Raw genomic sequence first — 23,722 nt, forward strand, 5'->3', positions numbered from 1 at the left:
AGGATTCCCCGCATGATTCATGCAGAAAATGCCCTCTCGGCACGCTCAAAGATACGTGGGATGGCCTACGCGCTTACGAAACAAATTGCGCTGTTCTGATTCCGAACCCGAATTTCCTGATTCGGGACTCAATTGTTCCGATTCGGGCATAACGGCGTTTGCGCCGGCGGGCCGGTGCGCCTAACATTATCGAAGAGACCGAGGAGAGCGCGATGGCCAGACCAGGATATGACGAGACGCTGGAGCGGCAACGCAAACGGCAAAAGTGCTATCGACACAATCAGCGAGAACGGAAACGTCCGGGGCGCGATGACATTGCAAGGGTAGCACTGCATTGGATGCTGACCCGGGCAGCCGAGACCGACATGTTGGGTCATTTGGAAAAAATCGGGGACGTGTTGATTGACCGTCTTGTCGACCAAGGCTTCGCGCGAGCTGAGGCTTTCGAGGTCTTTGGAGGCCTGATCGACAAATATGTCGATGAGTCCTGGTCATTCCGCCGCAAGCCGCATTTGCTGTTTCCTGAAGCCCCTCCCCCCATTACTACATGAAACGGCGTTTTCATTTGCACTCGAACGGAGCAGATATCAGTGCCTTGTACATTGCTGCCGCCATCAGCCGCGCGAACTTGGCGTTTCTATCGTCGTCGGCACCTTCAAAATCTTTTGTGCCGAAGCCAAATGGCGCGCCTGTATACAGGTGACGCCTGAGCGCCGGGAATGCGGTCTGCTCATCGCTCGCATGTGCAGGACTTGGTCTGGCTGAATGAGCAGGCGAGCCATGATGTTTCGGCTGCATCCTCGACGAAATGCCCCATTATAACTCCAGCAATTCCGGTACGCCAGATCGCAAAATCCACTCATCAAATGCATGAATCGGAGCGCCTCGATCGATTCATAAGTGTCGTTGGACGTTAGGGGACGAGCGAGCAATGCTGCCTGCATGCCTCTCTATCCTTACCGTCTTTATTGTCAGAAAATCGACCGCTCCAGGAATCTGGCGCGCTACTATACGCTCGCGATTGAGCCGACTTTACTCGGTGACGTGGCTGTCGTGCGCAATTGGGGAAGGATCGGAAAGTGCGGCGGACAGAAAAGCGAGATATTCGCCACTGAGCGAGATGCTGTTTTCCGTTTTCTCGAACTGGCGCGAAAAAAACGACAGAGGGGTTATCGGCCGGTCGCAAGCAGCAAATCTGTTGGCGACTGTCGCGTGGGGGAACTACAACGACTGAAAGAGTCCAATCTCCGGCCTTGATGTCGCCAGGGACTGCCGTTGTCACAGATTTATCGCTGCTGGAACCCAGTGTCCGTCTTAGCCGGCTGGAGCGCCAGTGGAGTTCATGTATGTCTCGCGTAAGTGAGACCCGGCGCAACATGATTCGCCGTTTTGACGCGGGCCGATCCAGGATGCTTGCCGATTATCATGTCAGCGAGGTGTAACCGGCCGTGGTTCGGCCGTTTGTTGCTTGCAGTCGCCGGCAAAACACTCAGTCTCATAGCCGGAGACCAAAAATGGTACAGCCAAAGAAATTTGCATGGGACTTGTTTAGTCCAGCCACGTGGCTCGAGGCTGCCATGGGGTTGCTCGTGGCAATATTTGGGACGATTTTACGGGTCTTCGGACACATGCCGCCGCCGCGCACGGAGGGTTTCAAAAACACCCAAATTTCGGACGTGGAATACGCAGAACGATCCGCAAAACAACGGCAGGCCGCCATCGATGCAGCCGCCAGCACGATGTCTCCGGCTGAGGTGGTGCGCCTTTACGCCCGTGCCGATGCTACAGGACGCGCTACGATGGATTTGTCTATCTTAAATGTAGCGCAGCAGGATTGGCTGCTACAACTGAGCGACGATGATCTCGTTAAGCTTGGCATGTCGAGTATAAGAGCCTGTGCGCGCAGCCTTGAGGCGAAAAGTGTCAAGCCCGCCTATACCCGGCCCAGACCGGACGCAGTACCGCCCGCGATCTTAAAAATCCCAACCTGCCAAGAAACTGATGAGACTAAGCGGCAAGTGGTAGCGACCCGCTTCCGCGAGCTACTGCTGGCGCCTGGCGCCGCCAACGCGAATTCGCATAGCGATTCCTACATGCTGCACTGACACCGCGCCGCTCTTTATATTAAAACCACCAGGGTCAAGTCGCAGGTGGTGTTCGATCTTTGCCCGCCGAAGTGCTTGATATAATTCCGGCAACTCGTGCATGACGTCGCCGAACTTGCGGACCAAGCCCTCGTCAGAAATATCCTCAATTGTGCTCATGCGTTGCCTCGTGCGCGCATCCGGTCGATGTGGGCCTGGCGCTGATTAAGTGCGGCCTGCAGACGACGAACTTCGGCTTCCAAGTTTGCGACATGACGAACAGCCGCGATGGCCACCTGGCCCAGGTTGTCTGCTCGACCGCGAGCCTCCGCCAAGTCGCAGGCAAACCTGTATGCTGCGCGGCGCTCGCGGGCACGTTCTGCAGCCTGTCTGCCGGCGGCATGGGCGTCAGCAAGCGTCGTCGCGATTCCCGCGGTCAACAGGCATAGCTCCATGGCGGCCTGGCCAGCTGGATTCCGACTGGTAAAAATCGTCATTGCATGTTCCTCTGCCTATCTGCCTAACCGAACAGGACACTACACGGACCCACATTCGATGTGAGCCCCGCAATTGCCGGCAAGCTTAACGACTTGCGATCGTTGAAGGCATCGAACTTCGGTCCTTTGGGCAGCCCAAAACATGTTACTTGCTAACGCAGCCATTGCACCGCATCCTCCGCGCCGTTTTCGACGGACCCGTCACCCGTGGTTCACTCAATCATGCTTGCTTCAGTGTCGCGTTCCATCATCAGCCGCAGCCGCGATCAACCGCGCAAACTCGGCGCCCTTCTCATATTCGGCGTCGGGGTCGTCATCAAGATGCAGCCTATAGCCCGCCTCCATCGCCGTCGTCATAACCTCCGCGCGCGACATCTGGAGAAGCTCCTGGACATCGCTCATTGCCGCTTCTCCGCGCGACCACATCTGCAGAAGCTCGTCCCGCACAGCCGCCGGATCGTCATATCCTTCCGTCAGCGGACTTTTGCCGACATGACGAGCCCAGGGATCGCGTATGCGGCCGTCATCCGGGTGTCGCTCGCCAATAAGGTGCTCGTGCTCACGGCAGAGCGTCAGCGCGTACCGTTTTCCGAGCCGAAGATGCGCATCGCGACCACAGATTTCACAGGTCTCACCGCTTCGACGCCATGCTAATTGCGCAAGCGCGACCGTGGCTTCGATAGCCACGGGATCGTCGCTGTCTGTCGTGGCGGCGATTCTCATTCTACCGCAGTTGCGCCATGCACGATGGAATCGAAAATTCCATTGCTCCGGGTATCGAGATCCGACAACAATGAGATTGAGAGCGATTGCCGACCATCCGGCGCCGACGTCGATTTTAATCCCTCGTGTCATCGTCCCTCCGCGTTCGCTCATGGCGGAAATTCTCGACGTCACGGCTGCTACGGCCAATTTTTCTTGACATCTCAATGACGACAAGTCCCCGCAGAAGCGGCAGGTCCCTTTCGCTCAATGCCTTCCCCCGGAGCCGAGTGAGCATAGACCAGAATTCAATGTCTATGGCTTCATCGATATCGTGGACGCCGTCATTCAAAGTCATCCGGATGAGCGTCAGCGTCCTACGGATTTCCAGGGCGCACATCGTCGCCAACTCCGCTTTCCTCTCCTCTCTCGTCATGCGCTCATCCTTTTGCCTAAACGCACCCAGCCTTCCGCAGTCTGCGCCATCGCCTTGTCCCTGTTGAGATACAGCAGCCGGGCGGTCACCCAAACGCAGTCGTGATCGGGATGATACACAGTCCCGCCGAGCCGCCAGTACGCCGGCGACGATCCGCTCTGAAAAAGCAGCAAGCTCCACGGCTGCAACAGCGGCGCCGAGAAGATTTCGTCATCAGTAGGCTCCGTTTCTCTGCAAAGCCGGAATTCGGGCGGTGGCAGGAGAGCGCTGCCGGGAGACGTGAGTTCGAGAAGTCTGCGGCCTACATGGAAAAGCATTCCCGTATTTTTGACGAGATGCCAGCCGATGCGTCTACACGTCTCGTCGTCGGATTCCCACACGACAGAAAGCGTGCGCTCGACTTCTTTGTCGCGCATGATGGCTTCGCAAAGCAGGCTCTCGCGGTCCATGGATTCGATGGAAACACGGTTGGGAACACCGAGACTTTGGCGGCGGCGGCGATGCGAAATTCCGTTCATCGGAACCTCTCCGGCGGTTCGCACGGCACCATCGAATCCGTCTCCGCGTCGTAGCGATACCACTGCCCACCGATCTGCATCATCCCATCGCTCTCCCGGCGCCGCGCACCCCATGCACGCTGGTCTTCGGACGCATGCTCGTCGCAAAGGCACTTCCACCACGCCATACGGGTCGGCGGCGGGCGACGGATGAATCCTTCGGCGCCGCAGGCCTCGCATGTGCACGCGCTCTTAATCTCGGCCTTTGCCTTCGCCAGACGTGAGCCGAGGACATCGGTGTCAGCCCAAATTCTGAGGCTGCCCCACTTTTCTTTCAGTTCGTAGACAGTGAGCGTGGAATCGTGCGGCAGCGCCTCGGCGACGAATTCGCGCACAAGGCCGAGCCAGCCAACACCGACATCGGTGTATCGAGCGTCGTCGAAAACGCCGGGTAATTCGGCGACAAGGTCGTCTTTTTGGATCCGGTTAAAATCAGGCATCGCAGCACTTCTCTTCGCATTCGTCACACGTCACGCGGTTTCGATGAACGCGGTCGCGACCGTGGTCGGAGCCACAACACATGCACGTCGAAAGCGACTGGCTGACGAATTTTTGAAGCATTCGGTCGAGACGATTTCGGGAGTCGTGATCCAGGCTTCTGTCGGCAACGCGGACATGCAGCCAGCCGCGCGCGGAGGACAGCTCAGTGACGCGGACGGTGGGAAAATTGCGCTGGATAGCGATGTGCATTTCGGCGACTAGAGCGCGCCAACCCGGCGGCATCGGAGATTCAATCATCGCGGTGTCTCCACTTTTCATAGCACTCGTTGCACAAAAGGCGGTCGCCGAGGGCAGCGTCGGGGTCATCGAGCAGCGCCTCCAATCCGGTCTTCGCAACGATTTCGCCGACCGCACCGCAGTGCTCGCAAGCTTCGGAGAGGCGCTCTTGAGTCGTCGACAGCAGCGCATCGACGGCGCCGTACTCACCATACGGCAAACCAAAATGGCCGCGAGCGTCAAGGACAACGAATCCCGCGTTTCGGGTTACGATGCTGTGAACGGCAACCAGGCGCTGGTATTCGCGGTCGTGAAACTGCTCGAAAAAATCGGCGACTAGGGTCTGAAGGCCGCGGCGGAATCGCATGTGCTCGAGCGCGGGGACAGCATCGCCGTAACGTGCGCGCATTTCAGCGTGCCAGGTTTCGTCGGGGCGGAGCGGAAAGCGGTCAGACATCGAGCGTCTCCTTGATTTCGGCAAAGGACATCGGGGCAAAGTGGGTGTCGGCGCAGTCGATACCGACGTCACGGGAGCGTCCAAGAGGCGGCAAATTGCCATGCGAGTGGCCGTAGAGATGATAGCTGCCGTTGTGCGCTGCAGGCCAAGTCCGGCATGCGTAGTGATGCAAATACAGACGGCAGCCTACGTCCGTCGTCCCGAGCGCGTGCGTCGGAGGGCGATCCCAAGGGAGATCGGCGAGATCTTTTCGTACGCGGCCTTTCTTATCGATGTCGTGATTTCCAAGGATCAGACGTTTACGGCCGGGCAGCATGTGAAAACAGTGTCGGACGTACTCCGGATCTGGACACACTGCGAAATCGCCGAGGATATAGAGTAGGTCGGATGCGGAGACGCGCTCCTGGACACGAGTAAAGATCTCGGAGTCCATCTCCTCCACGCTCGCGAAATCGCGCGTGGCGGGACAGTAATCTCGGATTTTGGAATGGCCGAAATGCAGATCGGCAGTGTAAAATTTGCGCGTAAAGGACATGAGAAGACTCCTGGAATAGGCATGAGCGTGCGGCTCCGCGCAGGGCGGATCAGGCGACGGCTATGGCTATTCGGAGTCCTGCAGTCATCGGTAGCGTCCTTGTTCGTATCCTTAGATAGCAGGACCCGATGTCTTTGAGAGCTCCACCGACAAACAAAGGCGTCGGCAGGGTTAAGAATGCGCGATCGATCACATGGATTCGTCCATGAGAATTCACGCGGCGGCGGCGAGCAACTCTTCGACAGTGTGATCGGGATGGACGCCTCGGCGCAGGCCGAGAGCCATCGCTCTGATGTACTCGCGGCGTTTGTCGCGGGGGATCCGATCCCAAAGCTCATCGTCGAGCGACGGTGGCTTTGTTGCTGGCGCCGGGCGAGACGCAGATCCTGAATTAGCGTCATACGGAGTCTTCTGGAGTCCGCTTAGACCCGCTGTGAATTCGATGACGGCTGCTGGATCGGCTGCGCCCGGTGTGAGAATAAGGCGTCCAAGCTCCATCATTCTTTCCGTCGACATCGCGGCTGCAAGAGCTATTTTCGAAGTCGTAGGGTCGAGTGCAACAGTCGTCCCCGCTCTCGCTGCAGGGGTAATGCCTTTACGAGCTACGATGACGGCAACTCCGCCGTTCTGGCCAGATTCCAGCGCGAGGTAAACCGAATAATTCTTTGTCACGCGCGGGTCTTCCACGACGCGGATTGTATCGTCGCCGTCAGCGGAGTCCTCGAGGTACGAAACGAATTCACGGTAGCGGCGAAATACAGCGACTTCGCGCGACGGGGTCCAGTCTGCGGAGCCCCTTGCGTACGCCCCGCCGCCAGCGCGCACCGCGTCGACAGTCGTGCTCGGTAGCATAGCCGTTTCGTCGTCAATCATTCGAGGCAAGAACCGCTCGTCACGCGTCATCATGCGCTTCGCGGCACCTTCCATCATACTCGGCCAGCCGTTAGCCAAGGCATTCGCCCAGCTCTGGTGCCAAAGCATCCATTCTGGCTGCCTAAATCCGCCTGCGATTTTCTCAACGGACTGAATGAGGACACCGCCCATGAGCGAGTCAGCAGCAGCGATGTTGGGATAGCGGCCTTCTTTGATCTGACGGGCGATTGCTGAAAACTGGGAGCGCGTGTCATCAGCCGGACGGCTCAATGTGTAGCCGCCGAAATTCCTGACCATCATTTTTCCTTCTTTCCGGGCTTCGTCGGAAAGAAGAAAGCGCAACTTCGGACGGATTTCGGACGGGTCGGCAGGACGCTTCACGGTCTTTGGAGTCGCTCTCTCATTGTGTCTCATGCTACGTACTCCACGCTGTCGACGTATCTGCCGACGCGACTCATTATGGTTTCGATATCGTCCGCGGTCGCTGGCTTCTTGAAAGTCATGAAATCCAGATTTCCTCGCAGCCACCAGCGTACCTGGATCGTCTTGTCTTCGGTGCCGCGCCAGTCCCGGTAACGGTCGAGCTGCTCGAGCACGAGGTCATCTATCGTCTGCAGAGGAAGCTCGTCGCCGACATTGATCCAAATCTCAGACGCCTCGTCGAAAGAGACAGAAGGTGTTTCGACAGGCTTCGTCTCAACGAAGACTGGTTCGATCTTGCGCGCATTATCACCCCACACGCGTTTACGGCGTGCGGCCTCGCCAGCATTTGCAAGCTCCTTGCGCTCCGATTTCGACAGCCTGACGAGATCTGGATTTTCGGCTTCTTCCATCGCCCACTGCCAAGCCGCCTCATCGGCGCCGCGCTTGGCGATTTCCTGGCGCAGCCTGTCCCCGCGATATCTGCGGGTCGCGTAACCGTCTGACAGCGGCATCTCATCAAGCATTTCTTTGATAGATGCTGTCCAAAGTCCGAACAGAACACCGTGCGACAGGTCGGGAAAATCTGACAGGAAATAGCCTGAAACCTTCAGCCATACGTCTTGACGAACACGGTATTCAGGAGCGTCGACGCCACCGAACTGGCGGATTCCGCTTGCGTCAAATAATGCGCGGCTGTGGTGATGAGACGGAGGATTCAGTGACAACTCGAAGCGGACTTCGACGAGCGGATTGCCGCGGGTCTTCGCAGAGACCGGGACGACTTTTAGTCCGAAAGCTTGTACGTCCTGGAACTGAGCGGCGGCGATGTCCAGGACACGCTCCCGGAGCTTCCCTGGACGGACGCTGCCATCTTTCTCGCGGGGAAAGCAAATCCAGTCAGCAACCTGCTCGACCGTCGCGGTCACGGTCACCTTATTGTCTCCGTTCTTTACCCAGCGGCGGCCAGTAGCCTTCAGCGCGGCGACGAGGGCTTTATAAAGACGGGTGATGAATTTTGAGCGCATAGCAGGCAGCGCGGCGACTTCGACATATGCATACGCTGACTGAGCCGTCAGCGCGGTCTTAATCGGAGCCGGGAGCGCGAAATGAACGAGTTTTTCGCTGTCGGCACGCTCAAGCCAATACAAGAGCAGCGGCACTTGCTCGTAAGGGCCGAAGGACACGGTGTTCCTCATGAGACGTCCAAGACTGTCCTTAACTGCGTCGCGGCGAGCCTCAGTGCCCAGGTAGCGTAGAACATGCCGCATGGGGACGGAGTGTGTCTCTTGCTGCAGCTCGGCGTCGGAGTGCAGCGCGACAGTCATCAGCAGCTCGTGCAACGCGGCGTCGTCGGCAGTCAGCGTGGCCTCGCGGTCGTAGGTCACGCCGAGCAGCAGCTCCAAGGGTCTCGGCGACTCCGGAGCAACGACAGACAGAGCCGTCGGCTTGTCGAGAGACTTAGCTATGTCGCCGCGGTTCTTCGGCTGGAAATTGCGTCTGTGGAAATTCATTTTCTGTCCTCCGCTATAAGTATGATTGTCGCCGGCGGAGCGCGAAGCAAGTTCTTAGGCCCAAGATTTTTGTGTTTGGGTTCAAGACGGACAATTGTTCGTAGTGATGTTATGAACCCAAAATTTCTCGGCTTGGGTCTATGATGCAAAACACTGATATTTATGGCAAATCGGGACAGTAGTGATGCTATAGATCCACGGTATTCGTGATTTTGGGCTAAAACACGAAAAATGTACGGGATTTGTGGGTTTAAGACGTGTGTCGTGAAAGGGTTGTTCTGGGATTCTTGGGTGCAAAACACTGTTGACGACGCTTGACAGTGCAAGGACTAAAGCCGTGTCCAAATTGTCAACTTTGGCACAATCCTAGAAGATAGTGCGTACACGCGTGCGCGCATGCGCTTGCACAGACGGAGATGAGACTTGCGTCTCTCGTGGGCGCTATGCTCGAACATCTCCACGTTTTCACCAATCGGCCGTGTGCCTGGTTTTGTCGCTTGCAAGCCCACGGCCAAAACTTCACGCAGTGATTAAAGGAAGGAAGCGGTCATGCCGAGGCGAGATGATCCGAGCAATGCATTGGGCCGCAGCGACAGAACGCTCGAAAGCCGGACTGCGGCTGTGCGCAGTCCGAGAGGCATGTCATGTCGACACTGCTATCGCCGCGGCAGTTTCCGTCGCTCTACAGATCCCGGGATCGTGCGGGGATTTTCCTTCCTGCTGTTAATTTGGCAGTTGGGTGATATGGCAAGAGCGCTGAGTAGTGATATTCACAGCCGGGCCTTGGCGGCTTCCGCAGAAGGGATGCCAGCCCGTTCGGCGGCGGCGCGGTTCGGGATTGGGATTTCGACCGCGATCTCCTAAATAGCGAGCGCCCGTCAGGGACTGTCTCCCGCCAAACAGGGTCGGCCAGGCGGGTCGAGGCTGGACACGCATGAGACGTTCATCATCGGGACGCGTCGAAGGGCATCACCCTCAACGAGAGGGGCACCCGACTGGGCGCCGAGCGCGTGTCGGCGGCGCGCAGGAGTAAGCTCGGATCAGTTTAGCAGTAGCGACAAGCGGGAGTAATTGATCTCAAGTCCATCTTCAGTGGAACGACTAGTGTCCTGGGCGTGATCGGAAAAAATCAACGCACCGCATTTTTTGGCTAGACGTCCACGCAAAGCCGGGCAACCATAATTCTTGTCGGCAATAACCGGCGACAAAATCGAAAACGACCATCTAAGGTTTCACCTGACGGCATGTCCTGCCGAACGACCAATGACTCGTTATCTCGATTCACCAGATGACCAAAGTCGAATGTCAAACTTCATTGCCTTGCGCAACGGAGCATGCCGTCGGCTGTCCAAAGATTGAGAAGGGATCGGCATGAATTGCAGCTGCCGCATAGACGTTACGACACCAAAAGCCAGGCTCATGCTCGGGGACAGCGCGAAACGCCTCTCCGAACTTGCCACAGACTCCGTCGACCTTACCGTGACGAGCCCGCCGTATGACAATCTCCGCAGCTACAAGGGTTTCGAATTCGATTTCGAGACCGTCGCTCGAGAACTCTATCGCGTGACGAAGCCCGGCGGAGTCGTTGTATGGATCGCCGGTGATGCGACGATCAAAGGATGCGAGACCGGCACCAGTTTTCGCCAAGCTCTTTTCCTGCGAGACGCGTGCGGCTTCAACCTCGCGGACACGATGATCTACCAAAAGACCGACATGGCTTTTCCACGCAGCGGTCACAAGAAATATCCCGGAGCCTTCGACTTTATGTTCGTTTTGTCGAAAGGCCCGATCCGCACCTTTGAACTTATCCGCGACCGCTTCAACAAGAGCGCGGGCCGAGTCTTGAGCGGCACGGTCCGACAGACAGATGGAACCATGTTACCGTCTCACGCCACCGGCAAGGATAAGGCAGTGGCAAGGATGGGTGCCCGCTCAAATGTCTGGGGGTATTCCACCGGCTACCGAAAATCTGCAACCGAGGACTATGTTTATGATCATCCGGCAATATTTCCGGAAGCTCTCGCGCGGGACCACATCTTGTCTTGGTCGCAACCGGGTGACCTCGTGCTCGACCCGTTCATGGGCAGCGGAACTACTGGAAAGATGGCGCTTGCTCACGGTCGCGATTTCGTCGGCATTGAGATCGCTGAGGCGTATTTCGGGATCGCGAGCCGCAGACTTGCCAAGTCCGTCATCAAAGCCGAGGGCGATATCGTGGGTCCACTTAAGCGATCGTCATCGCGACGGGATGCGCGAGTTGGATTGGTGAAGCACCCGAGCGACACGGAAATAGTGAACAATCCTCGCGAAACTCTTCAGTGCGCGGGATAACAACGACGATAGCGTTTTGAGGCCGCCCCAAAGGTAGTCTCTTTGCGTTGGCTCAACTGCCAAGCGAATGGCCAACTTGGAATTTTTCGCTCCGATGTCAGCAAACGGAGCATACCACACCCTCTCACTATAAGGATAAGTTGCATGACCCACGTCGAATCCCTTTCCGACTTTCAGGACGATAGAACGAAGATTAACCGCGCGTTCATGATGCCGCTTGCCGAAGCTCTCGACGAATTTGTTGAGTACCTCGAGCGCCTGCCTCCGCGTGTTCGATCGATGTCGCTCGTAAAAAGTGGGATGGAGCTTTGGATAGATCGGCCCGGATGGATGGACATCGTTGATTCGGCAAGTAAGCGCCGGGACGAGAAAATCGTTTCGCTCCCATGCGATGCTACAGCGGCTGACCTTGCGGCGGCCGTTCGAGACAGCGGCTGGAGTATCGTACTTATGGCGCTTCTTGCCATTGATGATACGGTGATCCGTCCGCAGGAGACTGACGCCCTCATTCGCGTCGCTGCCGATGGATTGTCCGCGGCGATCAAGGTGCAAACCAATCGCCGCCGCGGGCGAGAGCCATCAACCGGCGATAACGTGCGACCGCACTGAGTCGATTGCCGGAAAAAAAGCGGGACTACAAACTCTAGAGCATTTTGTCTGAACCCTGAGTCGGTGGGGTTCCCCTTTATGACGCGATCTGATTCATTGTCGTGGTTATTTGCCAGGAGGATGAAGATGTCTCGCAGCCTGAGTTCCGATCTCCACAGCCGTGTGATTTCAGCGATCGAAGAGGGCCTATCGACGCGGGAGGCGGCGCGACGTTTCCGGATAGGGATCGCCACGGCGGGGAGTTGGTATCGCCGCTATCGCCAGACCGGTGAGACGGTCGCACGCAAGCAGGGCCAGCCATCACGCTCCAAGCTGGACCCGTATGAAGGCTTCATCCTCGGGCTGATCGAGGACGCTCCGGACATGACACTGGCAGAGATCGCCGAAAGGCTGATGTCGCAACACGGGGTCCAGGTCGTCGGCTCGACGATCTGGATGTTCCTCGACAAGCGCGGCATCACGTTCAAAAAAAGACGGCGCATGCCAGCGAACAGCAACGCGCCGATGTCCTGCGCGCCCGCAGGGACTGGTTCGACAACCAGCCAGACCTCGACCCCGCTAAACTGATCTTCATCGATGAAACGGCTGCCTCGACGAAGATGGCCCGGCTTCGTGGTCGCAGCCCGAAAGCTATCGATGCCGGGCGTCCGTGCCGCATGGGCATTGGAAGACGACCACTTTCACGGCGGGTCTGCGCCTGAACGGCATGACAGCGGCGATGCTGCTGGACGGCCCGATGACCGGCCCTGCCTTCCTTGCTTACGTCGATCAGGTGCTTGCGCCGACGCTGGAACCCGGCGACATCGTGATCATGGACAATCTGCCCGCCCATAAGATCGCCGGCGTGCGAAACGTGATCGAAAACGCCAGAGCAAGAGTGCTTTACCTGCCGCCCTATTTGCCCGATTTCAATCCCATCGAAATGGCCTTCTCCAAACTCAAGGCCCTGTTGAGGAAGGCCGCCGCTCGAACGATCGATGAACTGTGGTCCGCCGTGGCAGCATGCCTTAAAGCCTTTAAACCGGATGAATGCGCCCACTATTTCGAAGCCGCAGGTTATGACCCGGAATAAGTCGAATCTGCTCTAGAGCCTTGGTGGTCCAAATTTTCGTCCGCCCGCATTCTTGACGCCAACACGCAAATCTCCAATGACCTGAAGGAGTTGCATGTGGCGCGTTTGGCCCTCATCAAGGACAGGACTGCTGCAAAGAACAGGTCGAAGAACCTGTCCAACTTGCTCTTGAAGCGACAGTGTCCGTCGTCGAATGATTTGAGACTTTTTAGGCTTTGGAAGAATGGAGTTTCCGGCTCTGTTAGCGGGTTGATTTAAGCCGCTTTGGCTTGGTGGTTCAAGCGGCGCTGTCTGATGGTGTCTCGTTTGATCCTTTCACGTTGGAGCAGGATGGTCGCGCCGCGCCCGAAGTAGACGTCGGCGGGCGTGAGATTGTCGAGGCTCTCGTGGTATCGGCGATGGTTGTAATGCTCGATGAAGGCCGCGATCTGAGCGTCGAGGTCCTCCTGGAAGAAGTAGTTTTCGAGCAGGATGCGGTTCTTCAGCGTCTGGTGCCAGCGTTCGATCTTGCCCTGCGTTTGCGGATGGCCGGGAGCGCCATGGACCTGATTGATTTTGTATTTCTCCAGCCATTCGCCGAGATCAGAAGCGACGTAACAAGGGCCGTTGTCGGACAGCAGACGCGGTCGATGTTCGACCCTGACCTTGTCGCAGCCTGAAGCGGCCAGAGCCAGGTCGAGCGTGTCGGTGACATCGTCCACTTTCATGCTGCTGCACAGCTTCCAGGCGATAATGTAGCGGGAATAATCATCGAGAATGGTCGAGAGGTAAAACCATCCCCAGCCGATGACCTTCAGGTAGGTGAAGTCGGTTTGCCACATCTCGTTCGGCCGCGTGGTCTTGTCCTTGAACTCGTCATTGGCCTTGATGACGATATAGGCTGGCGAGGTGATCAGGTCATGGGCCTTGAGCAGGCGATAGACCGAAGCCTCTGAGACGAAATAGCTTTCCGTGTCGGTGAACTTTACCGCCAGCTCGCGTGGCGACAGATCGGCATGGTCGAGCGCCATGGTGACGATACGGTCGCGGACATCGTCGGGAATGCGGTTCCACACCCGTGACGGCGCGGATGTCCGGTCTTCCAGCCCCTCGACACCGTGGGTTAGGAAACGATCATACCAGCGATAGAAGGTCGGCCTTGGAATGCCGAGCCGGTCGAGGGTTTGTCTGGCCGACAGGTGCGATTGCTCGACCAACCGGATGATCTCAAGCTTCTCGGTGGCGGGGTATCTCATTCGTCGTCGCCCCCATCTCTCACCCGGCAGGTGAATGCAGCGCATTCACCGAGAGGGCCCGATCACGCTTTTTTTGAGCAGGCGGTTTTCCAGGGTGAGATCAGCCAGCGCCTCTTTCAGGTCGCGGCTTTCACGGCGCAGCGCCTTGACCTCGTCACTGGTCGCTGAACGAGCGGTATCACCGGCGAGCCGCTTCTTGCCAGCTTCGAGGAATTCCTTGGACCAGCTATAATACAGGCTCTCGGCAATCCCTTCACGGCGGCATATCGCGGCGATGCTGTCCTCACCACGCAACCCTTCCAACACAATGCGGATTTTGTCCTCGGCTGAATGGTGCTTGCGCGTGGCGCGGCGGATGTCCTTGATCGTCTTCTCTGCTGCCGATGTCTGCGGCCCGGATTTTTGTCTCATCTTCGCTTCCTTTGAGTGAGCTACGATGAGCCGAAAATCCTCTCTTCTCAATTAAGCCACTTCTGTCTCATGGGCGCTGATGTCGGACAGTGGACGTCGTGGTTTCACACCTCAACGCGCCTCCTCCGCGCGAAACACTGCCTCGGCCAGCGAGAACAGCAACGCGTCGGTGTCGGGCAGCGTGGAGATTTGAATGGATGCGGGCAGGTCGCCCGGTGTCGGCAAGGGCATAGCGAGCGCCGGAAGACCGAAGAAATTCGCCCAGCGACGGAAGCTGCCGCCTGCCGGGCCATACGGCGTCCATGTATCGCCGACGGCGCTCATCTCGTCGGACAGGCGCGGCGCCAGGCCGGGCGCGACGGGCGCGAGCACGAGGTCGACCGACGACATCAGCTCCAGAAACTCCACGCGCGCCTGGCGGCGTAACATCAACGCGCGCTCATAGGCGGCGGAGGAGATGGCGCGACCGCCTGCCGCGAAGTCGCGCGCGGCAGATCCGACAGCGTCCGGGGCGGCCTCGATGCGATCGGCATAGCAGGCCGCGAATTCATATTGCAGGATGGTCAGGCCCGCGTCTTTGACCGCCCCGGCAAGAGGAAATGCAAGCGGAGTCGATCGCGCGCCCGCCGCCGTCAATGCGCGGAGGAGTCTTTCATGGGCCCCGGCCACGACCGGATCGACGCGGGAGGCATAAAGATCGGAACAGAGGCCGATGCGCAGCCCGGCAAGCGGGATCGTCTCTGCGCCTGGTGTTGCGCCCCCGAGGGCGGCGAAGTGAACGAGCCGCGCATCTTCTATGCTGCTCGCGATGGGGCCGATGACGTCGAGGCTCGGAGCGGTCGGTCGAACCCCGCGCGTGTCGACACACCCGTTTGTCGGCTTGAACCCAACGAGTCCGGTCGCCGCTGCAGTCGAGCCGTTTGACCCACCGGTATCCGTGCCCAGCGCTGCAAGGCAAAAGCCGGCGGCGACGGCGGCGGCCGAGCCGCTGCTGGTGCCCCCGGTTCCATGCGTTGGGTTCAAAGGATTGACGACCTTGCCGAACCATGGATTGTCGTGACCGCCAGCCGTCAGCTGATGCAGATTTGTCTTGCCGACAATCACGCCTCCTGCAGCGCGAAGGTTCTGGATGCAGATGGCGTCGTCGGCAGCGACATGATCGCCGAACAGACGCGAACCCGAAGTCGTCGGCCAGCCCTTCACGTCGATGACATCCTTGACGGCAACGGGAATTCCATGCAGAGGCCCGCGCGACCGGCCGGATCGAAGCTCCGCTTCGAGAGCATATGCCTGTTCGAGAGCCTCCTCGCCACCGACGAAGATCATCGCATTGATCCGATCGTTGCTGGACGCGATCCGCTCCAGGCAATCTTCAATGACGCGGACTGGAGACAGGCCAGCGTCGTAGCGCTGCTGTAACTCGGCAATCGACGGAGGAATGTTGTCTGCCATTGCTTTCGGTCCATCTGCCGGTCCAAGCGACCTTCCTATGCAAGCTAACAGGAAGCTCGTTAGCGCCCTAATTCCGTGAAGCGCGCGGTTAATTACCAATTGTTATTAACCCGTCGACGCGAAGCGATGCCGAGGGCGTTGGTCATCCGTCACCCCGCGGTCGCGGTCCATGCCAGGCGGCGTCCTTGTTCCCAAGCTTCCTTCATTGTGAAAAGGGGCTGCCACAGGCATTCGCGACGGCGCGATTGTCCGTTGGAAATCGGACGAGAAAACCGAGTCTCGGGAGGCATGGCTTTTCGCTGTGATCCACACGCTGCATTGGTGGGAAATTCCTGCATCTGAAGGAAGCTCCCGTTGGCTCGTCGGTCATTTGAACTTTGTTCTCCCCCGGAGGCTGATCTTCCAATGGTCGGTGGATCAGATGAACGGTGTGAAAAAAGCAAGTGAAAATATATGGATATAAGTTTTCTTACTTTTGCCCGAGCGCTGCGGTTGACAGATCGTGCCGCCTCATGGTGACCTTGAAACAGCAGAAGTGAATTAATATCACAAATGCTGGATTGCTGAGGAGGGCAATTCGTCTCTGTTTCAACCGGGAGGTTTTCCAATGAATACGCGTCGCCACTTCATCGCCGGTCTGATGGCCGCAGGATCGCTCATCGCCGCTTTGGCCGTTTCCGCGCCAGCCTATGCCGAAGGCTTGAAAATAGGCTTCAGCCAGGTGACCCTGCAGTCGCCTTTCTATGTCCAGCTCAAGAACGGCGCCGAGGCCGCCGCCAAGGCGTCCGGCGACACGCTCGTCTTTCTCGACGCCAATGGCGATGTGAGCAAACAGAACAACGACATCCAGGACCTGATCACCCAGGGCGTCAACGCGATCATCATCAATCCGGTCAATCCGGAAGCTGTCGCGCCCTCGCTCGAAGCTGCAGCAGCGGCAGGCATTCCGGTCATCACCGTCGACCGTCCGGTCAAGGGCGGCCAGGTCGTCGCCCATGTCGGCCGCGACAACAAGGCAATGGGCAAGCTGGTCGGCGAAGCGGTCGTTGCCCGTCTCAAGGTCGATGGCGTGACCAACGCCAAGATCATTGAAATCCAGGGCGATGCCGGCGGCGCCGTGATGATGGACCGTCGCGACGGTTTCCATGCCGCCATCGAAGGCTCCGGCCACACCATCACCGAAGGCCCCTATGCCGAATATATCCGCGCCAACGCCGTGACCGCCATGCAGGACCTGCTGCAGGCCAATCCGGACGTGAAGGTGGTCTACGCGCACAATGACGACATGGCGCTGGGCGCGCTGCAGGTTCTCACGGAGAACAATCGCACCGACGTGCTAATCGCCGGCGTCGACGGCCTGTCGGAGGCGCTGGAGACCATGTCGTCGGGCAAGCAATATGTCGCGACCGCCCTCAACGATCCGCAATATCTCGGCGACGTCACCATCCAGGTGGCGCGTGAAGCGGCCGCCAAGAAGTCTGTGCCGGCCTTTGTCGATGCGGGAACGTCCCTCGTGACGCCCGAAAACGTCTCGAAATTCCCGCATACGGCGCTCTTCGCCGAATATCGCCCGGAAATTCTCAAGAAGTAACCTCCACGCCAGAACGGGAGGGGCGGATCGCCCCTCCCATTTCCCCTGCCGGCAGCCGCGCCGGCGGACCGTTTTCCATCGCCAAGGAATTGCCTCATGCGCGCTGCCGTTCTCTATTCTCCCGGAGACATTCGCCTCGAAGATCGCCCTAAACCCACGCCGGCCGCCGGAGAGGTTCTGCTGCGCGTCGCCGCTGTCGGCGTCTGCGGGTCGGATCTGCCGCGCATGCTGATCAAGGGCGCCCATCGCATGCCGATCATTTGCGGCCACGAATTCTCCGGCCGGATCGAGGAACTTGGCGCTGGCGTTTCGGGCTTCGCTCTCGGCGATCTCGTCACCGTCCCGCCGATGCTGCCCTGCGGCGTCTGCGACCAGTGCAGCACCGGCAACTTCTCCCGCTGCCGCAACTATGATTATTTCGGTTCTCGCCGAGACGGCGCTTATGCGGAATGGGTCTGCGCGCCGGTCGAGAACCTGCTCAAGGCTCCTGAAGGCTGCGATCCCCGCGCCGCCGCCATGGTCGACCCCGCCTCGATCGCGCTTCACGCCATCTGGAAAGCCGGCGGCGTGCGCATGGGTGATCGCGGCGCCGTAATCGGCTGCGGGCCGATCGGTCTCTTCGCCATCCAGTGGATGCTGTTGATGGGCGCCCGCGAGGTCGTGGCCGTCGATGTGTCCGAAGAGAAGCTGGAACTCGCCCGCCAGGCCGGCGCGACCCATGCCTTCTTGTCCGGCGCCGAGCTGCCGAAGGGGCTGCTCGCCGACGTCATCGTCGAAGCGGCCGGTCATCCGAGCTCGGTCAATACGGCCGTGCGCCTGGCGGCGCCGGGCGGCCATGTCGTGTTCATCGGCATTCCCGTCGGCGACGTGCCGCTAACCAACGCCGCCTTCCAGCATTTCCTGCGGCAGGAAGTCTCTCTCCACGGATCCTGGAATTCCTTCGGCGCGCCTTATCCCGGTCCGCAGTGGACGGTGACGCTCGACAAGCTTGCGTCCGGCGCCCTGAAGTGGGAATTCATGATCACCCATGAGTTGGATCTCGAAGAGCTTCCGGCGATGTTCGAGACGCTCAAGACCGATCGCGGCCTGTTCTTTTCCAAGATCATGTTCCGGCCCTGACGGAACGCCCCGGAGACAGGAGGCCGGGGCGCGAGAATGGGCAGGCAGGAGGAGGATATATGGCTCATATTCTGAGTTTCGATTTCGGCACCGGCGGCGTGCGTGCAGGTCTCTACGACACCGACCAGCGAAAGATGCTGGCCCAGGCGGACGCCGCCTACGCCACGCATTATCCCCGCGCCGGTTGGGCGGAGCAGCAGCCGCGCGAATGGCTCGCGGCGCTGCGGGCCGCGGGCCGCGCGGTGCTGGCCGAAGCCGGCCGCCGCAGCGTCGACGCCGTCTGTGTGGCCACCACCGCCTCCACCGTGGCCGTCTGCGATAGGGGTGGCGCGCCCTTGCGCGACGCGCTGTTGTGGATGGATTGCCGCGCCGACGCCGAAGCCCGCCAGACTGCGGAGTTTTCCCATCCCGTCATGCGTTTCTGCGGCGGCTCAGACGCCGTCGAATGGCTGGTGCCGAAATCCATGTGGCTCAAGCGCAATCAGCCGGAGATCTGGGCTTCGGCGGACATCGTCTGCGAGGCGCTGGACTATATCAATTTCCATTTGACCGGAGAATGGACAGGGTCGTTGATGAACGCGGCCTGCAAATGGAATTACGACAGCGACGCCCGCCGCTTCGTTCCTGAGATCTATGAGGCGTTCGGCATCCCCGAGCTCGCAGACAAGCTGCCGCAACGCGTCGTCCCCGTGGGCGGCGCGATCGGCCCCATGCGGGCCGAGATGGCGACCGAGCTCGGGCTCGACAACAGACCGATCATCGCCCAGGGCGGCATCGACGCGCATATCGGCATCCTCGGCGCCGACACGGTGGAGCCGGGCGGCATGCTGTTCATCGGCGGGACCTCGATCGTGCAACTGGTTCAGCTAGCCGAAGAAGCCGATGTCACTGGCTTCTGGGGACCCTATCCCAACGCCCTGACGCCGGGCCGATGGCTGGTCGAATGCGGGCAGGTGGCCGCGGGTTCCATGCTCAACTGGCTGGCCTTCGACATGTTCGGCCTCGATCCCGCCGGTCACAAGGCGCTGATCGCCGAGGTCGCCGCCCATCCCGGCCGGTCCGATGGTCTGCTCGCGCTCGATTATATGATGGGCAACCGCACCCCTTTCCGCGACGCGTCCCTGCGCGGGGCGATGATGGGACTGACCCTCGGCCATGGACGCGCCGACATCTATTCGTCGGCCGTCGACAGCCTGGCGTTGGGCTCCGCGAATGTGTTGTCGGTGCTGAAGGCGCGCGGGGTAGGGGTGGACCGGATCATGATGGCCGGCGGCATCGTCAAGAACGCCGCCTGGCTGCAAGCCACCGTCGATGCTCTGGGCATGCCGGTGCAGGTGGCGCGGGAGGACAATCTCAGCCTCCTCGGAGCCACCGCCGCCGCCGCATCGGCGATCGGTGTCTATTCGGATCTCCCGACCGCGGCGAAAAGCTGCGTCGCGCCCTCGACTGAGCTTCTCCCCGATCCCCGCCGCGCCGACTGGTATGCCGGCATGCTGCCGCTCTATCTCGAAGCGACCGAGGCGACCCGGCCGGTGCTGCACAAGCTGGCGGGACGGCAGATGAGGAGTGGGCAATGAGCGCGCGCAATCCCTACACGGCCCGTCTGCCGATCAACGAACAGCGCGATCACCTGATGGTGCAGGTGGCGAAGCTCTATTACGACCTCGACCGGACACAATCCGATATCGCAACCGAGCTCGGCCTGACGCGCTGGCAGGTGGGGCGCCTGCTCACCGAAGCCAAGGAATCCGGCGTCGTGCGCATCGAGATCACACCGCGCGCGGGGCGGCGAACCTCGCTGGAAATCGAATTGCAGCGGCAGTTCGGCGTGCGCGAGGCGATCGTTGTGCCCACCGGCGAGATCGAAGACCCCAGCCTGATCATGGACAGCGTCGCGCAGGCGGCGGCCACTCATCTCGTCAGCCTCAATCCGCGTCCCTCCGTGCTCGGCGTCAGTTGGGGCCGCACCATGGCGGCGGTGGCGAGATCCCTGCCGAAGGATTGGTGCCGCGGGTTGCAGGTGGTGCTGGTCAATGGATCTGCGGCGCTGAAGGCCACGACCACGCGCAATTCCGCCGTCGCGGAGGAATTCGCGCAATCGGCCGGCGGCCAGGCGACGCTTCTGCCCGTGCCGGCGATTCTCGGTTCGAAATCGACGCGGATCGCCCTCGAACAGGACCCGATCATCGAGCGCGTCCTCACTATGGCGGAGGAAGCGCCGGTGATCTGTTTCGGTCTCGGCGGCATGACGCATCAGTCCGTGCTGCTCGGCTCCGGCTATCTCGACGAGAGCGACATCGCCCGCCTCAAGGATCTCAACTCGGTCGGCGACATCATGGGGCGCTTCGTCGACGCCAAGGGCCGCATCGTCGACCGCCAACTCGACGACCGCACGATCGGCTTGCGGCTGAACGCGCTGGCGCGCAAGGAGCGGGTCATCGCGGTCGCCGCCGGGGAAGACAAGCATTTTATCGCCGCCGCCTGTCTCAAGGCGCGCTACATGACCGACCTCGTGACCGACGAGGGCACGGCGCGGCGTATTCTGGAGGAGGCGGCATGACCGACCATGTTCTGGAGATTTCGGGGCTTTCCAAACGCTTCCCGCCCAATGTGATCGCCCTCGAACAAGCCGATCTCAATGTGCGCAAGGGCGAAGTCCATTGCCTGCTCGGCGCAAATGGCGCGGGCAAGTCGACCTTTCTGAAGCTGATAGCCGGCGCGCTCGCGCCGACCGGCGGCGATATCTGCATCGATGGCCGCCCGGTGAATTTCCGCAAGCCGTCGGAAGCGGCGGCGGCCGGGATTTCCATGATCTATCAGGAACTCGATCTGGTGCCACAGCTGACGGTCGCCGAAAACCTGTTCCTCGGCCACCCTCCGGCCCGTTACGGATTCCTTCACAAGCGCAGTCGCCGGGCGCGCGCGGCTGAAGCGCTGGCGCGCGTCGGCGCGGGCTTTTCGCCCGACGACCGCGTCGGCAGCCTGTCGGTGGCCAACCAGCAGCTGACCGCGATCGCCCGCTCGCTGACGCGCGAGGCCAAGGTCATCATCATGGATGAACCCTCGGCGGCGCTCAACGAGACCGAGCTCGAAGCTGTCTTCCGGATCATCCGCGAACTGACCGCCCAGGGCGTCGCCATCCTCTATGTCAGCCATCGCCTGGGCGAATTGCGCGAGATCGGCGACCGAGTCACCGTGCTGCGCGGTGGGCGCACGATCGAAACCTTCGGCGTGCGCGACACGCCCGATACGGCGCTGGTCGAGGCCATTCTCGGCAATAACAGGACGCTGGTCGAGCGCCGGGACCGTCCGCCCGTCACCGGAGAGGTCGTGCTCGATATCGACAGACTGACGGGGCCGCACGGGCTCGACATACGCGATTTCCAGCTGCGGCGCGGTGAGATCGCCGGTCTGACCGGCCTCAACGGCTCGGGCCGCACGTCCTTCCTGAAAGCGCTGTTCGGGGCAGATCCCTGCGCGGCGTCGATGCGGCTCTACGGCAAATCGTTCTCGCCGAGATCGCCGCGCGATGCGATCGCCGCCGGGCTCGGCCTCGTGCCGGAAAGCCGCAAGACCGAAGGCCTCATCCTCGACGCGCCGATCTATCGCAATGCGACGCTTCCGGCCATGCAGGGACGGTTCCTCGCCCGCCATGCGGAGCTGAAGGCCCGCACCGTGCCGGTGCTCAAGCAGTTGTCGACCAAATATGGCGCACCGGAGCAGAAGGTCATCCAGCTTTCGGGCGGCAATCAGCAAAAGGTCGTGCTGGCGAAATGGATCATCAAGGGCGCGCGGCTGCTGTTGCTCGACGAGCCCTCGCGCGGCCTCGACATCGGGGCCAAGGCCGATCTCTACCGCCTGGTGGAGCAACTCGCGGCGGACGGCGCGGCGGTGATCGTCGCCTCATCGGAATTGGAAGAGCTCTATGCCGCCTGCGACACGATCTGGGTCTTTCACGAAGGGCGCAACATCGCCCGCTTCGATCCGTCCAAAACCGACCAGGACGAGATTCTGAAGCAGCAGATCCTCGGGACACAACATCATGACTGACACAGTGACGGGAACGCCGCCCATGCAGATTTCAGCACGCCGCGCGATCGATCTGGCGATCGAATACAACTTCATCCTTATCTTTCTCGTGGTTGTCGCCATCGCCGCGCTGTTGTCGCCGAGCTTTTTGACGGTGACCAACATCGCCAATCTCTTCCAGCAGGCGGCCGTCGTCGGTGTGGTCGCCGTCGGCATGACCTTCGTCATCCTGACCGGCAATATCGACCTGTCGGTGGGTTCGGTCACGGCGCTGTCGGGCATGCTGGCGGCGGTGATGATGGCGGCGGGCATGCCCGTCGCGCCTGCGATCCTGATCACCATCCTGGCGGGTGCCGCCGCCGGCGCGACGATCGGCGTGATCACGGCTCTCGCCGAGGTGCCGAGCTTCATCGTGTCGCTGGCGGGACTGGTGTCGTTTCGCGGCGTCACCTATCTTCTGACCGACGGTGTGCCGGTGTCGGGCCTGCCGCCGAGCTTCGGGGCGATCGCCTCGACCATGGTGCCGGTTTTTCCCGGCGTCGCCGTCAGCTCTATGGGTCTGATCTTCGTCGCGCTCTGCATTCTGGCCGGCGCCCTGCTGAGGCTCACCGTCTTCGGGGAATCGGTTTACGCCACGGGCGGCAATGCGGAGGCCGCCCGTCTGTCGGGCCTGCCGACCACCCGCATCCTCGTGCTCGTCTTCACCGTTTCCGGCATCATGAGCGCGCTGGCCGGCATTCTCCTGACCTCGCGCCTGCGCATCGGCCAGCCGACGGCGGCGCAGGGACTGGAGCTCGACGCCATCGCAGCAGTGGTGCTCGGCGGAACGTCCCTGTTCGGGGGGCGCGGCGGGGTGCTGGGCACCTTCTTCGCGGTGATGCTGTTGCAGGTGTTGCGCAACATCTTCAATTTGCTCGGTCTCGGCTCGTTCTACCAAATGACGGTGACGGGCTTCATCATCGTCGCCGCCATTCTGCTCAACCGGTTCATCGATATTCGGCGCGGCCGCTGAGAGCGAAGTTTGCGGAAAAAGGCGGCGCATGAGATGGCGCCGCCATCATTATCCCTCAAGTGCTGCTCG

21 protein-coding genes and 4 pseudogenes are annotated in these 23,722 nt (G+C 60.2%); 15 read left to right on the forward strand and 10 right to left on the reverse strand.

Annotation, left to right across the window (positions count from 1 at the left end; all coding sequences use genetic code 11):
- The first annotated feature begins 212 nt into the window (after positions 1-212).
- The 3 genes from OCK01_RS25170 (at position 213) to OCK01_RS25180 (ending at position 2,105) form a co-directional block, all read left to right on the forward strand.
- A complete protein-coding gene (locus OCK01_RS25170) occupies positions 213-551 on the forward strand; it encodes a hypothetical protein (protein WP_263826344.1) in 339 nt (112 codons plus the stop codon).
- A gap of 391 nt (positions 552-942) precedes the next feature.
- The gene (locus OCK01_RS25175; protein WP_263826345.1) at positions 943-1,257 is read left to right on the forward strand and encodes a WGR domain-containing protein; all 315 of its coding nucleotides are present in this window, start codon (positions 943-945) and stop codon (positions 1,255-1,257) included.
- Positions 1,258-1,514: 257 nt separating this feature from the next.
- Positions 1,515-2,105 carry a hypothetical protein gene (locus tag OCK01_RS25180; protein ID WP_263826346.1) on the forward strand — a complete coding sequence of 197 codons (591 nt, stop codon included), beginning with the start codon at positions 1,515-1,517 and terminating at the stop codon, positions 2,103-2,105.
- A gap of 155 nt (positions 2,106-2,260) precedes the next feature.
- On the opposite strand, the gene OCK01_RS25185 is transcribed toward OCK01_RS25180, so the two are convergent.
- The 4 genes from OCK01_RS25185 to OCK01_RS25200 form a co-directional block, all read right to left on the reverse strand.
- Positions 2,261-2,581: a hypothetical protein gene (locus tag OCK01_RS25185; protein WP_263826347.1), complete on the reverse strand. Its 321-nt coding sequence runs from the start codon at positions 2,579-2,581 to the stop codon at positions 2,261-2,263.
- A gap of 231 nt (positions 2,582-2,812) precedes the next feature.
- Positions 2,813-3,457, reverse strand: coding sequence for a hypothetical protein (locus tag OCK01_RS25190; RefSeq protein WP_263826348.1), 645 nt, complete (start codon positions 3,455-3,457; stop codon positions 2,813-2,815).
- Between the two features lie 258 nt (positions 3,458-3,715).
- On the reverse strand, positions 3,716-4,237 hold the full coding sequence (locus tag OCK01_RS25195; protein ID WP_263826349.1) for a hypothetical protein: 522 nt from the start codon (positions 4,235-4,237) through the stop codon (positions 3,716-3,718).
- Entirely contained in the window at positions 4,234-4,716 is a 483-nt protein-coding gene (locus OCK01_RS25200) for a hypothetical protein (protein ID WP_263826350.1), read from the reverse strand. The genes OCK01_RS25195 and OCK01_RS25200 overlap by 4 nt, the downstream gene beginning before the upstream one ends.
- A gap of 43 nt (positions 4,717-4,759) precedes the next feature.
- Between OCK01_RS25200 and OCK01_RS25205 the strand changes: the two genes are divergently transcribed.
- Positions 4,760-4,978 carry a hypothetical protein gene (locus tag OCK01_RS25205; protein ID WP_263826351.1) on the forward strand — a complete coding sequence of 73 codons (219 nt, stop codon included), beginning with the start codon at positions 4,760-4,762 and terminating at the stop codon, positions 4,976-4,978.
- A gap of 28 nt (positions 4,979-5,006) precedes the next feature.
- On the opposite strand, the gene OCK01_RS25210 is transcribed toward OCK01_RS25205, so the two are convergent.
- The 4 genes from OCK01_RS25210 to OCK01_RS25225 form a co-directional block, all read right to left on the reverse strand.
- The gene (locus tag OCK01_RS25210) at positions 5,007-5,450 is read right to left on the reverse strand and encodes a hypothetical protein (RefSeq protein ID WP_263826352.1); all 444 of its coding nucleotides are present in this window, start codon (positions 5,448-5,450) and stop codon (positions 5,007-5,009) included.
- Positions 5,443-5,985, reverse strand: coding sequence for a hypothetical protein (locus OCK01_RS25215; RefSeq protein ID WP_263826353.1), 543 nt, complete (start codon positions 5,983-5,985; stop codon positions 5,443-5,445). The genes OCK01_RS25210 and OCK01_RS25215 overlap by 8 nt, the downstream gene beginning before the upstream one ends.
- Positions 5,986-6,198: 213 nt before the next feature.
- Positions 6,199-7,272, reverse strand: a complete 1,074-nt coding sequence (locus OCK01_RS25220) for a hypothetical protein (RefSeq protein ID WP_263826354.1) — start codon at positions 7,270-7,272, stop codon at positions 6,199-6,201.
- Positions 7,269-8,792, reverse strand: a complete 1,524-nt coding sequence (locus tag OCK01_RS25225) for a hypothetical protein (RefSeq protein ID WP_263826355.1) — start codon at positions 8,790-8,792, stop codon at positions 7,269-7,271. The genes OCK01_RS25220 and OCK01_RS25225 overlap by 4 nt, the downstream gene beginning before the upstream one ends.
- A 744-nt stretch (positions 8,793-9,536) precedes the next feature.
- Between OCK01_RS25225 and OCK01_RS25230 the strand changes: the two are divergent.
- The 5 genes and pseudogenes from OCK01_RS25230 to OCK01_RS25250 all read left to right on the forward strand — a co-directional run.
- Positions 9,537-9,829: pseudogene (locus tag OCK01_RS25230) on the forward strand (IS630 family transposase); the annotation flags it as partial.
- A gap of 382 nt (positions 9,830-10,211) precedes the next feature.
- On the forward strand, positions 10,212-11,123 hold the full coding sequence (locus OCK01_RS25235; protein WP_263826356.1) for a DNA-methyltransferase: 912 nt from the start codon (positions 10,212-10,214) through the stop codon (positions 11,121-11,123).
- Positions 11,124-11,267: 144 nt separating this feature from the next.
- Positions 11,268-11,732 carry a hypothetical protein gene (locus OCK01_RS25240; RefSeq protein ID WP_263826357.1) on the forward strand — a complete coding sequence of 155 codons (465 nt, stop codon included), beginning with the start codon at positions 11,268-11,270 and terminating at the stop codon, positions 11,730-11,732.
- 126 nt (positions 11,733-11,858) lie between these two features.
- Positions 11,859-12,804: pseudogene (locus tag OCK01_RS25245) on the forward strand (IS630 family transposase).
- Positions 12,805-12,879: 75 nt separating this feature from the next.
- Positions 12,880-12,984, forward strand: a pseudogene (locus OCK01_RS25250) (IS110 family transposase); the annotation flags it as partial.
- 74 nt (positions 12,985-13,058) lie between these two features.
- On the opposite strand, the pseudogene OCK01_RS25255 reads toward OCK01_RS25250, so the two are convergent.
- Both OCK01_RS25255 and OCK01_RS25260 read right to left on the reverse strand, forming a co-directional pair.
- A pseudogene (locus OCK01_RS25255) lies at positions 13,059-14,450 on the reverse strand (IS3 family transposase).
- Between the two features lie 111 nt (positions 14,451-14,561).
- A complete protein-coding gene (locus OCK01_RS25260; protein WP_263826358.1) occupies positions 14,562-15,902 on the reverse strand; it encodes an amidase in 1,341 nt (446 codons plus the stop codon).
- Between the two features lie 607 nt (positions 15,903-16,509).
- Here OCK01_RS25260 and OCK01_RS25265 point away from each other — a divergent pair.
- The 6 genes from OCK01_RS25265 (at position 16,510) to OCK01_RS25290 (ending at position 23,653) form a co-directional block, all read left to right on the forward strand.
- Positions 16,510-17,493, forward strand: a complete 984-nt coding sequence (locus OCK01_RS25265) for a substrate-binding domain-containing protein (protein WP_263826359.1) — start codon at positions 16,510-16,512, stop codon at positions 17,491-17,493.
- 96 nt (positions 17,494-17,589) lie between these two features.
- Positions 17,590-18,612: a galactitol-1-phosphate 5-dehydrogenase gene (locus OCK01_RS25270; protein WP_263826360.1), complete on the forward strand. Its 1,023-nt coding sequence runs from the start codon at positions 17,590-17,592 to the stop codon at positions 18,610-18,612.
- A gap of 59 nt (positions 18,613-18,671) precedes the next feature.
- The gene (locus OCK01_RS25275) at positions 18,672-20,189 is read left to right on the forward strand and encodes an FGGY-family carbohydrate kinase (RefSeq protein ID WP_263826361.1); all 1,518 of its coding nucleotides are present in this window, start codon (positions 18,672-18,674) and stop codon (positions 20,187-20,189) included.
- The gene (locus OCK01_RS25280; protein ID WP_263826362.1) at positions 20,186-21,172 is read left to right on the forward strand and encodes a sugar-binding transcriptional regulator; all 987 of its coding nucleotides are present in this window, start codon (positions 20,186-20,188) and stop codon (positions 21,170-21,172) included. The genes OCK01_RS25275 and OCK01_RS25280 overlap by 4 nt, the downstream gene beginning before the upstream one ends.
- A complete protein-coding gene (locus OCK01_RS25285) occupies positions 21,169-22,662 on the forward strand; it encodes a sugar ABC transporter ATP-binding protein (RefSeq protein WP_263826363.1) in 1,494 nt (497 codons plus the stop codon). The genes OCK01_RS25280 and OCK01_RS25285 overlap by 4 nt, the downstream gene beginning before the upstream one ends.
- Positions 22,655-23,653, forward strand: a complete 999-nt coding sequence (locus tag OCK01_RS25290; protein WP_263826364.1) for an ABC transporter permease — start codon at positions 22,655-22,657, stop codon at positions 23,651-23,653. The genes OCK01_RS25285 and OCK01_RS25290 overlap by 8 nt, the downstream gene beginning before the upstream one ends.
- The last annotated feature ends 69 nt before the right edge of the window (positions 23,654-23,722 follow it).

The sequence above is a fragment of the Rhizobium sp. TRM95796 genome (assembly GCF_025779995.1).
In the GTDB taxonomy this organism is placed as follows: Bacteria; Pseudomonadota; Alphaproteobacteria; order Rhizobiales; family Rhizobiaceae; genus Rhizobium_E.

Coding starts and splice junctions, on each gene's coding strand:
- OCK01_RS25170 (WP_263826344.1), top strand. CDS start 213: ATGGCCAGACCAGGATATGACGAGACGCTGGAGCGGCAACGCAAACGG.
- OCK01_RS25175 (WP_263826345.1), top strand. CDS start 943: ATGCCTCTCTATCCTTACCGTCTTTATTGTCAGAAAATCGACCGCTCC.
- OCK01_RS25180 (WP_263826346.1), top strand. CDS start 1,515: ATGGTACAGCCAAAGAAATTTGCATGGGACTTGTTTAGTCCAGCCACG.
- OCK01_RS25185 (WP_263826347.1), bottom strand. CDS start 2,581: ATGACGATTTTTACCAGTCGGAATCCAGCTGGCCAGGCCGCCATGGAG.
- OCK01_RS25190 (WP_263826348.1), bottom strand. CDS start 3,457: ATGAGCGAACGCGGAGGGACGATGACACGAGGGATTAAAATCGACGTC.
- OCK01_RS25195 (WP_263826349.1), bottom strand. CDS start 4,237: ATGAACGGAATTTCGCATCGCCGCCGCCGCCAAAGTCTCGGTGTTCCC.
- OCK01_RS25200 (WP_263826350.1), bottom strand. CDS start 4,716: ATGCCTGATTTTAACCGGATCCAAAAAGACGACCTTGTCGCCGAATTA.
- OCK01_RS25205 (WP_263826351.1), top strand. CDS start 4,760: ATGAACGCGGTCGCGACCGTGGTCGGAGCCACAACACATGCACGTCGA.
- OCK01_RS25210 (WP_263826352.1), bottom strand. CDS start 5,450: ATGTCTGACCGCTTTCCGCTCCGCCCCGACGAAACCTGGCACGCTGAA.
- OCK01_RS25215 (WP_263826353.1), bottom strand. CDS start 5,985: ATGTCCTTTACGCGCAAATTTTACACTGCCGATCTGCATTTCGGCCAT.
- OCK01_RS25220 (WP_263826354.1), bottom strand. CDS start 7,272: ATGAGACACAATGAGAGAGCGACTCCAAAGACCGTGAAGCGTCCTGCC.
- OCK01_RS25225 (WP_263826355.1), bottom strand. CDS start 8,792: ATGAATTTCCACAGACGCAATTTCCAGCCGAAGAACCGCGGCGACATA.
- OCK01_RS25235 (WP_263826356.1), top strand. CDS start 10,212: ATGCTCGGGGACAGCGCGAAACGCCTCTCCGAACTTGCCACAGACTCC.
- OCK01_RS25240 (WP_263826357.1), top strand. CDS start 11,268: ATGACCCACGTCGAATCCCTTTCCGACTTTCAGGACGATAGAACGAAG.
- OCK01_RS25260 (WP_263826358.1), bottom strand. CDS start 15,902: ATGGCAGACAACATTCCTCCGTCGATTGCCGAGTTACAGCAGCGCTAC.
- OCK01_RS25265 (WP_263826359.1), top strand. CDS start 16,510: ATGAATACGCGTCGCCACTTCATCGCCGGTCTGATGGCCGCAGGATCG.
- OCK01_RS25270 (WP_263826360.1), top strand. CDS start 17,590: ATGCGCGCTGCCGTTCTCTATTCTCCCGGAGACATTCGCCTCGAAGAT.
- OCK01_RS25275 (WP_263826361.1), top strand. CDS start 18,672: ATGGCTCATATTCTGAGTTTCGATTTCGGCACCGGCGGCGTGCGTGCA.
- OCK01_RS25280 (WP_263826362.1), top strand. CDS start 20,186: ATGAGCGCGCGCAATCCCTACACGGCCCGTCTGCCGATCAACGAACAG.
- OCK01_RS25285 (WP_263826363.1), top strand. CDS start 21,169: ATGACCGACCATGTTCTGGAGATTTCGGGGCTTTCCAAACGCTTCCCG.
- OCK01_RS25290 (WP_263826364.1), top strand. CDS start 22,655: ATGACTGACACAGTGACGGGAACGCCGCCCATGCAGATTTCAGCACGC.